9 protein-coding genes and 1 pseudogene are annotated in these 8,579 nt (G+C 41.8%); 2 read left to right on the top strand and 8 right to left on the bottom strand.

The genetic code is table 11. From position 1 onward, the window contains the following. From ACP45E_RS15440 to ACP45E_RS15450, 3 genes and pseudogenes are all read right to left on the bottom strand, one after another. Positions 1-253 (bottom strand): annotated as a pseudogene (locus ACP45E_RS15440) (DUF2391 family protein); the annotation flags it as partial. 186 nt (positions 254-439) lie between these two features. Continuing rightward, a complete protein-coding gene (locus ACP45E_RS15445) occupies positions 440-673 on the bottom strand; it encodes a hypothetical protein (protein ID WP_017035629.1) in 234 nt (77 codons plus the stop codon). Between the two features lie 257 nt (positions 674-930). Next, positions 931-1,515 carry a TetR/AcrR family transcriptional regulator gene (locus ACP45E_RS15450; RefSeq protein WP_017036909.1) on the bottom strand — a complete coding sequence of 195 codons (585 nt, stop codon included), beginning with the start codon at positions 1,513-1,515 and terminating at the stop codon, positions 931-933. A gap of 296 nt (positions 1,516-1,811) precedes the next feature. On the opposite strand from ACP45E_RS15450, the gene ACP45E_RS15455 reads away from it, so the two are divergent. Further along, complete coding sequence (locus ACP45E_RS15455; RefSeq protein WP_017036910.1) at positions 1,812-2,366, top strand: carboxymuconolactone decarboxylase family protein; 555 nt, start codon at positions 1,812-1,814, stop codon at positions 2,364-2,366. A 187-nt stretch (positions 2,367-2,553) separates the two neighbouring features. Here the strand turns inward: ACP45E_RS15455 and ACP45E_RS15460 are convergent, their stop codons facing one another. The 4 genes from ACP45E_RS15460 to cueR all read right to left on the bottom strand — a co-directional run bounded on the left by ACP45E_RS15460 (position 2,554) and on the right by cueR (position 5,659). Beyond that, positions 2,554-3,786 (bottom strand): HD-GYP domain-containing protein, encoded by a 1,233-nt coding sequence (locus tag ACP45E_RS15460; RefSeq protein ID WP_069585209.1) that lies wholly within the window; start codon positions 3,784-3,786, stop codon positions 2,554-2,556. A 365-nt stretch (positions 3,787-4,151) separates the two neighbouring features. After that, positions 4,152-4,403 carry a DUF2999 family protein gene (locus tag ACP45E_RS15465; protein WP_017035625.1) on the bottom strand — a complete coding sequence of 84 codons (252 nt, stop codon included), beginning with the start codon at positions 4,401-4,403 and terminating at the stop codon, positions 4,152-4,154. Positions 4,404-4,454: 51 nt separating this feature from the next. Continuing rightward, positions 4,455-5,219: a tRNA isopentenyl-2-thiomethyl-A-37 hydroxylase MiaE gene (miaE, locus tag ACP45E_RS15470; protein ID WP_017036912.1), complete on the bottom strand. Its 765-nt coding sequence runs from the start codon at positions 5,217-5,219 to the stop codon at positions 4,455-4,457. 53 nt (positions 5,220-5,272) lie between these two features. Then, positions 5,273-5,659, bottom strand: coding sequence for a Cu(I)-responsive transcriptional regulator (gene cueR, locus ACP45E_RS15475; protein ID WP_017036913.1), 387 nt, complete (start codon positions 5,657-5,659; stop codon positions 5,273-5,275). 554 nt (positions 5,660-6,213) lie between these two features. Between cueR and ACP45E_RS15480 the strand changes: the two genes are divergently transcribed. Continuing rightward, the gene (locus ACP45E_RS15480) at positions 6,214-7,407 is read left to right on the top strand and encodes an acetate/propionate family kinase (RefSeq protein WP_017036915.1); all 1,194 of its coding nucleotides are present in this window, start codon (positions 6,214-6,216) and stop codon (positions 7,405-7,407) included. A 412-nt stretch (positions 7,408-7,819) separates the two neighbouring features. Here the strand turns inward: ACP45E_RS15480 and ACP45E_RS15485 are convergent. Beyond that, on the bottom strand, positions 7,820-8,579 hold a 760-nt coding region (locus ACP45E_RS15485), incomplete at its 5' end, for a methyl-accepting chemotaxis protein (protein ID WP_198927735.1).

The following is an 8,579-nucleotide window of genomic DNA, read 5'->3' on the forward strand; positions in this document are numbered from 1 at the left end:
CCGCCATGACATAGGCGGTCACAATACGAAAAAGAAAGACGATTTTTCTTTTCTTGATATCTCGCTGAAATACGCTTTCATAAGTATATAAGGCTAAAAATATTACCGACAATGAAAAGAGCATCAGTAAGTTTTTGAAAGGTAGGATTTCACCTAGTCGCCACGCTTCTTCGGAAAAAGAAATCGGGACAGCAAGCGCGAATGCGCCAACAAAAATCTGGCTGGCATCTTCTAGATTAAAGTTCAATTTCATATGTTTATACCTCAAATTTCCCAAGAGCCTACCTAATCAGTAAAGCCGGTAGTGCATTCTGACTATGATTTTGTTGGTATGAGATGGTTACTTAAACCTACCGTTTATCATTCTTACAAGACGAGTACTCTTAAAAGACGAGTACTCGTAAAAGACTAGCACTCACATGATTTCGCCAGTACTGCATTAATCTTCAACCCTCTTTTCACCGCAGCTTTTACAAACAAGATGACGTTCAAATTCATCCATAGAAGCCACAAATGCACCGAGAGCACTGCCTTTAATAAAACCGGCGAAAAATTCTTTAATTTTGCTGTTTTTTTGGCCTTTAAATGCACTCTGCTTTCTGACCAGAACAACGACATGATCGGTATCCGCACTGCACTTGGTGCAGTGATGCTTTTCTACTTTATGGGACATATTTTCTCCATCCAAGAGGTCAATGCTTTAGCGCCTGAACATTACTATAGTAAATCATTTCCATATAAAAATCAGCGCATTGTCAGCCTGATAACCTAACGTTCATCACGAAGTGTAGGACCGACTAAGCTCACTTTTCTCATGAAGTTTTATTGGTGTATTTCAAAATTCGTCGTTCTCTCAACACAAGAAAAAACCGGAACAGCTATACGGGGGATTGAATAGCGGGAAACATCTAAACAGGATGAGCGAGAATGTTAAAAAGGGTAGTGATTGAACACATCTTCAATCATCTCATTGAGTGGTGCCTGGCCGTTATGGGTTTTCGCGTAGGTCCTTAGCCCAGTTATTTGAATTTGCACATGACGTGCTAGTTGGGCTGTACTTTTTTGTGCGTCAACTTCACCGATTTCTTGAGCTTCAATAATGAGCTTTTCTATCGCTTTTTCCATTTCAATGACCGATTTTCTCGCTTCATCTAACAGCTCTTTGTTTTCATCTGTCAGTTCAGCCACTGTTTTGGCGAGCATGCAAAGGCTACTTGGTGAGCCGCTCAGCGTATCAAGAATGAGTTGACGCATGAATAATTTAAGCGCTGCGATAGGGGTTTCACTCTCTTCTCGGCAGTGTGCTAATCGCGCTAAACCATTCTGTTTATAATGACGTAATGCTTCTTTAAACAGTTCGTCTTTACTGCCGAAAGCCGCGTAAATGCTACCAGGGCGCATATCAATCACATCTTGCAAATTACGCATAGAAGTCGCGTGAAAACCTTTTTCCCAATAGAGATCCATCGCTTTGTTTACGACGTCTTGGCGATCAAATTTTGCGGTCTTGGCCATAGGAGAGAACGAAAAGTAATAATTGAACGATGGTTCAAATTATAGGTTTGATCTCAATTGAGGTAAAGAAGAATGTCTACTTCGTTAAACTAAAAGTCAAAATTTCATTAATAATCAATGAGTAAAACCAATGTTGTAAATAATTGAGCGATCGTTCAATTATTTAGTTGAACGATCGTTCTAATTGGTTTAGAGTTTCGTCATACCGCATAAAAACTGAGCGGACAACGAGCATACTTATTTTTATAACGTTGTTTTATAAATGGCGAAAGCATATAAACGAAAGGGACACAACAATGACAGATTTTACAAAACATACACTCGAGACCGCGCCACAAGGTTCAAAGCCAGTATTGGAAGGGGCGATCAAAAATATGGGTAGAATTCCTGGATTATGGTCTGTCATGGCAGAGTCACCAGAAACATTACAAGCCTATAGTCAACTGCATCAGCATTTCATGAATACGTCGTTTGATGCTGAGGAGCTAACCGTTGTATGGCAAACGATCAATGTGGAGCATGAATGCCACTACTGTGTTCCAGCACATACAGGGATCGCACACTCTATGAATGTTAATCCAGAGCTTATTGAAGCGTTAAGAAATGAAGAACCTTTGCCTACGGCCAAACTTCAGGCGCTTAGAGACTTCACACTGAGCATGGTTAGAAGGCGAGGAAATGTAACTGAGAACGATCTAGACGCATTTTTTAGCGCAGGATACGAACAGAAACAAGTACTTGAAATCATTCTTGGTCTATCTCAAAAAGTGATCAGCAATTATGTGAATCATATTGCTGGTACACCAGTTGATGAAGTCTTTGAGAAGTTTGCTTGGACCAAAAAGGTGTAATTCAAATTACGCAGTAAGCCGACTATAGCGTCGACATTAAAGAGCCTGTTATTGACTATGATGGCTATAGCAGGCGAGTCATATTTTTGTCTCGGACAGAGAATTCAGAGAACCCAGAGAATCATTGATTGGAATTCAATGGCAAACGTGAGTACCACATGAATGAGCGTTTAATCTCCAATCCAACTTAATCGTAAAAAGGCGCGGTATCAACATCGAGAGAAGACGGGGATATCGCTTTTTCAATCACCAATTTACTGCTTTTTAGGTCGATAAAGCCCACATCGCAAAAGCGTTTGTATTTATTGGAATAAAAGCATTTTACTTCTGGCTTGAGCGGTTGAGTTGGGTTTGATGTCCACACAATACCGACTCGGCCATCAGAAAGCTCCACCAAAGAACCGACAGGGTAGACGCCGATGCAGTTGATGAATTTATACACTAAATCAGGATCGAGGTGGAATGGCGTCAATTTCAGTATGATCTTAAATGCTTCAGACGAACTCATGCCTTTTTTGTAACAACGATCGGCGGTTAAGGCGTCATAAATATCAATAATGCAAACCATTCGAGCATGTAAAGGTATCTCATCACCTTTTAAGCCGTGAGGATAGCCGTTTCCATCCAGCTTTTCATGGTGCATTAAACAAACGTCTCGGCTGATATCACTCAGACCTTCAATGTGTACAATCATCTTATCTGCAAACACCTGATGAAGTTTCATATGTTCAAACTCTTCAGGGGTTAATTTAGCGGGTTTGTGCAACACTTCATCTTTCACTTTGGTTTTGCCAATGTCATGAATGATGCCACCGACGGCCATTTGTTTGAGCGTGTTTTTGTCTAAACCCAAGTGTTTACCAAACGTCACCAATAAGCAGGCAACATTGACCGAGTGTTCTAATAGGTAGGCGTCTTTTTTCCTCAATGCCGATACGCATCGCAACGCATCGGAATCAATTAGTACCGATTCGATCATGTTATCAGCCCAGTCATCAATTTCGTCAAGCTCGATGATTTTGCCTTCAAAGGTGTGGGACATGAGCCGATTGGCTAACCCTTTTGCTTCCGCGATGAGCTTTTTGGCTTTTTGTTGGTTTGCATGTCGACTGGTTGGCTTTTTAGCCGTTTTATGTGCATTGGAAGAGATCGCTGCTGGTTTAGGTGTGGGCGCTGCTTCTTCGGTTGATTCAGCTTCTGGTTTTACTGGTTTAAAAATGCAGTTTTTTTCTGACAGTTTAGAGTCCACCCAAACGAACTTTACTTCGCTTTTTTTAAGCTGATCGATGGCGGATTGTGAGGAAACTCGCCCCGCGTGCGCTAAATTGACGCGTTCGGTATGTTCTATCGCCGTTACAAACATGCCAACGGTCAATGTGTCGATAGAAATTTTAATGGAATCTTGAATCTTATACTGCATTCTGGCGTTATCTGTATGTTTATGTGCTCCTCTTACAGTGTAACAGCAATATGGATAACCGATAAAAATTCTGGTTACATTTGTTACAACTACCAATAGTTAAATTCGAACAATCACACGTTCACGATAGGCGTATATCTATTAGCGCTGTTGATGGAAGAGTATTGAGCTTTTTCCTTGGTACGAGATGCTAGGTTTATAGCTATTAGGAAGTACTGAGCGGCTTCGATGATGCTCTCCAATCGTTGGGACTAAAAAGGCCGTTTGAGAAGATAGCAGCTCAAACGGCCTTTCGATTTATTTTCGTTGAAGCTTTACTTGAAGCCGTACTTTAAGCGACAAGCTTATCACTCAAAGATAGGTGTTTACTTGTTTAGCTGCTCTTTAGCGGCTTCTACTTTTGAAAAGTCTAACCCTAGTTCAGTAACGGCTTCTTTAATCAGCGCTGGATTCTGCATGACCTGGCCCATTAATGCCTGAAGTTTTTCTTGAGGTAAACCCAGTTGGCTAATGGTTGTCATCGCTGCCAAAGGGTTTTGAGTCAGCACTTCAAACAGCGCACTGATCTGTGCATCGTCAATATTATTTTCTCGTAACATCGCAAGAATCGGGTTCATTACATTACCTTTGAATACTCAATCAATTAGGTGGACAGTCTATCATTTGCCTTAAACTGAGTGAATGGGTTTACCTGAATGAAACTTAAAATCCTCATCTTCACTTGAGATCAGTTCCGCTTCGGCTTGAGCAAAAACGGCGATTCTATCGGTAATGTCCGTGCTAGAAATACTTTGAGCCAGCTTTAGGTAGTCTTGGTAGTGTCTTGCTTCTGATCGCAACAAAGAAATATAGAACTTGCCCAATTCATCATCTAAGTAAGGGGCGAGCATCGCAAACCGTTCGCAAGAACGCGCCTCGATAAAGGCTCCAATAATGAGCTTGTCAACGAGTGCTTCTGGCTCGTAGGTTCTTACCTGCTTCATCATCCCTTTGGCATATCGAGACGCTGATATAGGTTCGTAAGGGATGTTCTCTTTTTCCATAATTTCGAGCACTTGGTAGAAATGGTGTAGCTCTTCTCGAATCAACATGATGAGCTTATCGATCATGTCTAACCCATAGTTACAATTAGGCTTAGGCTGAATCATCTTCGAGACATTGCTCTTTCCTTTTAACGTGCTGAGATTACCGATTCGCTTGTACGCAAACTCTTCATAGGGTTTGAGTAGCTCAGTCAGTTGTTGTTTGCCTTCTTCGTCAACTGCGTATCGTTTCAGTAAGAACATGGCACTTTGAGCGGCTTTGAGCTCACACAACAAATGATCCCGGAGTATGACCGGTAAATTGGTGCTTTTCTTGGCTTGCTCAACCCACTCTATAGGGGTTGGGCATTTTAGAAAGGATTGAATCGGGGCTAAGAGTTCTTCGTACATGGTGTTGTTCTTTTCGATGATATTGCTGCGATTTTATCATGAAGTGACAAACGCTATTTAGTTAAATCTTCAATGATGGGGCATTGGCTATTATTATCCCCTGGGCATGCAGAAACCCAGCTTTCTAATTGATTCTTAATTTCGGTTAATTCGCTGATTTTTAGTTCTATTTCGTCAAGTTTCTCTTTGGTTTTTTCCTTGACTTCACTGCTTTTTCTATTTGGGTTTTGAGCTAACTGGACCAGCTCTTTACACTCGATAAGTGAAAATCCAGCGTTTTTGGCTCTGGCAATTAGGCTGAGCTCTTGAACGTTCTTTGCTGAATACTCTCTGTAGCCAGCTAGGCTTCGAATCGGTGGGGTAATGATGCCTTTGTCTTCATATAAGCGGATAGACTTGCTCGATAGCCCCGTGAGTTTGGAAACTGTGCCTATGTTCATGTGGTACCCCCAATGATTAATCACCTATTAGTTAGTGGTTCAATATTTATCTATGCTTTGCTACTAATCAATGTTTTTTTGCTGGTAACACCACCATACAGGTGGATCCAGACCAAACGAACCTATTGATCTTGTGTCAATCCAACAGCGAGCAAAAACTAGAAGAACTGAAATCAATCATTACTCAGTATCTAACTTTGTTTGCCAGGAGAGAACCGGTGCAAATTTGTTGGGTTTCTGGTGAATAATTCATCAGGTAGGCATGAGATACTCAACAATTGTTGAGTATCTTGACGTTACTTCGTATCGTGCTTTAGGCCCAATAAAGATTTAAATAGACGCTGAACCGAGTTTATATGGGGAAGAAGGGAAAATTTCATATATATTTTGAGACTAAAATAAAAAGCATTGTTGAGCCAGATCAAGATAAATCTGTTTGTATGACAATAACTATTAAAAGAAAGTTGAAAGATTAAAAAATTATTGAATAATGGAGGCACATGAAAATTGAAGCAGTTGCTTCATCTCTTAGCTTTAAACAGGATGCATATTAAATGTCGAATTCGTTTGTTTTAGTCATCAATTCTGGAAGTTCATCTTTAAAGTTTGCTGTTATTGATGCAAATAGCGGCGATAACATCGTCACTGGACTTGGTGAGTGTTTTGGAATGCCAGAAGCTGTGATCAGCTGGAAACACAACGGTGAAAAAACAGAAGAAGCGATTACAGCACCTGACAATCACCATCAGCACGCTATTGACCGTATTGTAACACTGATTGAGACGCTAGGTTTTAATCAAGATTTAGTGGCTGTTGGGCACCGCATCGTCCACGGCGGAGAAAAGTTCACTTCTACTGTCCGTATTGATGAAGAAGTCCTCGCTGAAATTGAGAGCTTGTCTGATCTTGCTCCGCTCCACAACCCTGCAGGTGCTATTGGTATTGAAGCCGCTATGAAAGCGTTCCCTGAGCTTCCTCAGTTTGCTGTGTTTGATACTGCTTTCCACCAAACCATGCCTCAAAAAGCGTTTACTGGTGCCATTGCCAAAGAACTTTACACTGACTTCGGCGTACGTCGCTACGGTTTCCACGGAACCAGTCATTACTTCGTCAGCCGTGAAGCGGCGAAAATGCTCAACAAGCCAGTGGAAGAGTCTAATTTCATCTCTGTTCACTTGGGTAATGGCGCATCGGTATGTGCGATTAAAGACGGTAACAGTGTTGATACGTCAATGGGCTTCACGCCACTTTCTGGCCTAATGATGGGCACTCGTTGTGGCGATTTAGACCCAGGTATTATCGAGTACCTACTGAAGAAAGGTTGGTCACAAGAACAAGTCTTCAATTCCCTTAATAAGGAATCTGGCTTCCTCGGAGTGTCTGGCCTTACGAGCGATGCTCGTGGCATTTTAGAAGCGATGGAAGAAGGCCATGAAGGCGCGAAACTGGCGTTTGAGGTATTTACTTACCGCGTAGCAAAGTACGTTGCTTCTTACCTAGCCACACTTGATTCTTTAGATGGCATTATCTTCACTGGTGGTATCGGCGAGAACTCTCTACCAATCCGTCGTGAAATACTCAACAACCTTAAAATTCTTGGCTTTGTTGAAGATGTCGCGGGCAACGAAGCCGCTCGTTTCGGCGCTGAAGGTGTGATTGCCAAATCAGAGATGCTGGGTGCGGTAGCGATGGTTATCCCAACTAATGAAGAGTTCGTTATCGCTCAACAGTCGGTAGAACTTCTGTAATAGATTCTAAGAAAATCAGATAACGAAAAGCGAGCTAAGTGGCTCGCTTTTTTGTTTTATATGTTTGGTTCAACCATCACGAACGATGTTTTTTTCATCTAGCAGATCTTCGAGTCGACGAGGCTCGAGCTGACTCATTTCTGCCCCGAAATGAGTTTAGAGGATTGCACTTCGAAGTATAACCCCCTTAGTTTGACCAAAATTCCTAATCTAAATATGTGAGCAAATTCGTCAGTCTTCTACAGGTTTGTTAGTGATAAATTTGGTATTTACACTCTATAGTACTCTTAACCCTGTATGAAATGGTATCTTTGCTAAAGTTGGATAGCGATAAAAACATCCAATGTGGCTAATACATAACGGCCTACCGATTTGCTAGACCGTTTTATGTGTTAGTCATGGACCTTTCTAGTTACCGAATGGTTCTCTCTAACTCTTCGATATGAGCTACAATCTGTTTTGATAGTGGCTCGATGTTTTGGTATAGCTGATGTGCTTTATCACTGTCACCAGACTCGTCGGCATCCATTATTTTGACGATAGTTTCATGCAGCTCTGCATGAGGTTGCTCCATCGCCTTAAAGGCATGGTTGCTGCCATATTGTTTAATACCATCCTTGTAGTACCAACGTCCTAATGCACACTCTCTGTGTGAACAGGCTTGCTCACGAGTTAAAACGTTTGTATCACCATCGAGAAAAGAGCGTACCCGAGTCTTCCATGCTAAGTGACCTTGTTTAACCGTGACAAAATCAAGGGTGGCTGCCTCTGATAGATCTAGTTCATTGAGCTGAGCCTGAAGATCCATTGCACGAGAGTTCACCAACATAGCATGCTGCTGCAGATTCTCACCCTGGCTTTCCGTTAGGCTAGCCTGCGAGCTAATACTTTCAATGTTATCAGCCATCTCTGCGACCACAGTACTTTGCTGACCAGCTGCTGTTGCAATCTCTGCGCTCATGGCATTGATTTTCTCCATACCTGACGTAATATCGGCAAACTTTTCTCGGGTTAAAGTCACTTTATCTAGCGTGATTACTGCTGATAGGCTATTTTTTTCTATGGTATTGGCCGAGTTATGAATTCCACTTGATACCAGCTCTAACATAGAACGGATCTCTGCAGTCGCATCCTGAGTTCGGCTTGCCAAGCTTCGCACCTCATCAGCAACT

The organism is Vibrio genomosp. F10 str. 9ZD137 (genome assembly GCF_049974785.1).
Lineage (GTDB): Bacteria > Pseudomonadota > Gammaproteobacteria > Enterobacterales > Vibrionaceae > Vibrio.

Coding starts and splice junctions, on each gene's coding strand:
- ACP45E_RS15445 (WP_017035629.1), bottom strand. CDS start 673: ATGTCCCATAAAGTAGAAAAGCATCACTGCACCAAGTGCAGTGCGGAT.
- miaE (WP_017036912.1), bottom strand. CDS start 5,219: ATGTACGAAGAACTCTTAGCCCCGATTCAATCCTTTCTAAAATGCCCA.
- ACP45E_RS15450 (WP_017036909.1), bottom strand. CDS start 1,515: ATGGCCAAGACCGCAAAATTTGATCGCCAAGACGTCGTAAACAAAGCG.
- ACP45E_RS15480 (WP_017036915.1), top strand. CDS start 6,214: ATGTCGAATTCGTTTGTTTTAGTCATCAATTCTGGAAGTTCATCTTTA.
- ACP45E_RS15455 (WP_017036910.1), top strand. CDS start 1,812: ATGACAGATTTTACAAAACATACACTCGAGACCGCGCCACAAGGTTCA.
- ACP45E_RS15465 (WP_017035625.1), bottom strand. CDS start 4,403: ATGAACCCGATTCTTGCGATGTTACGAGAAAATAATATTGACGATGCA.
- cueR (WP_017036913.1), bottom strand. CDS start 5,659: ATGAACATAGGCACAGTTTCCAAACTCACGGGGCTATCGAGCAAGTCT.
- ACP45E_RS15460 (WP_069585209.1), bottom strand. CDS start 3,786: ATGCAGTATAAGATTCAAGATTCCATTAAAATTTCTATCGACACATTG.